Below are 1,336 nucleotides of genomic sequence, written 5' to 3'. Positions count from 1 at the left end.
GTACAGGTGGTAGCAGTTGGTCCAGACACGCCCGGCCTTGATCGCCCGGCCCATGCGGTAGGCGCGGTTGATGTCGCGGGTCCAGAGGCCGGCACCGAGGCCGAACTCGCTGTCGTTGGCAATCGCCAGCGCTTCGGCTTCGTCCTTGAACGTAGTGACACCCACCACCGGGCCGAAGATTTCTTCCTGGAACACGCGCATTTTGTTGTGACCCTTGAGCAGCGTTGGCTGGATGTAATAGCCGCTGGACAAGTCACCTTCAAGACGCTCGGCGGCACCACCGGTGAGCAGTTCAGCCCCCTCCTCCTGAGCGATTTTTAGGTACGAGAGGATCTTGTCGTATTGCTGCTCGGACGCCTGGGCGCCGACCATGGTTTCGGTGTCCAGCGGGTTGCCGCGCTTGATCTTGACGATCTTCTTCATCACCTCGGCCATGAACGGTTCGTAGATCGATTCTTGCACCAGCGCCCGCGATGGGCAGGTGCACACTTCGCCCTGGTTGAAGAATGCCAGCACCAGGCCTTCGGCGGCTTTCTCGATGAACTGTGGCTCGGCGTTCATGATGTCTTCGAAGAAGATGTTCGGCGACTTGCCGCCCAGTTCGACCGTGCTTGGAATGATGTTCTCGGCGGCGCAATGCATGATGTGCGCGCCCACCGGGGTCGAACCGGTGAAGGCGATTTTGGCGATGCGTTTGCTGGTGGCCAACGCTTCGCCGGCTTCTCGACCGAAGCCTTGAACGATGTTCAACACGCCCGCTGGCAGCAGATCGGCGATCAGCTCAGCGAAGACCATGATCGACAGCGGCGTCTGTTCGGCAGGTTTAAGCACGATGCAGTTGCCCGCGGCCAGGGCCGGGGCGAGTTTCCAGGCGGCCATCAGCAGCGGGAAGTTCCACGGAATGATTTGCCCGACCACGCCCAAAGGCTCATGAAAGTGGTAGGCGGTGGTCAGCTCGTTGATTTCGGCTGCGCCGCCTTCCTGGGCGCGAATGCAGCCGGCGAAGTAACGGAAATGGTCGGCGGCCAACGGCACGTCGGCGTTGAGGGTTTCGCGTACGGCCTTGCCGTTGTCCCAGGTTTCGGTGACGGCGAGGATTTCCAGGTTTTGTTCAATGCGATCGGCGATTTTCAGCAGCACCAGCGAACGGTCCTGGGCCGAGGTCTTGCCCCAGGCATCCGCAATGGCATGCGCCGCGTCAAGGGCCTTTTCGATGTCGGCGGCGCTGGAGCGTGGAAATTCGGCAATCACTTCACCGGTAACCGGCGAGGTGTTGGTGAAGTATTCGCCATTGACTGGCGCGACAAACTCGCCGCCGATGAAGTTGCCATAGCGC

At 60.9% G+C, this 1,336-nt stretch carries 1 protein-coding gene; it reads right to left on the bottom strand.

The features are described from left to right. Window positions 1-1,336 (bottom strand): aldehyde dehydrogenase family protein (locus tag AC1DSG_RS31215; RefSeq protein WP_477794302.1); only part of this gene is annotated, 1,336 nt, incomplete at both ends.

It is taken from the genome of Pseudomonas sp. P5_A12, assembly GCF_056400685.1.
This window is presented reverse-complemented; position numbering and strand designations above follow the sequence as displayed.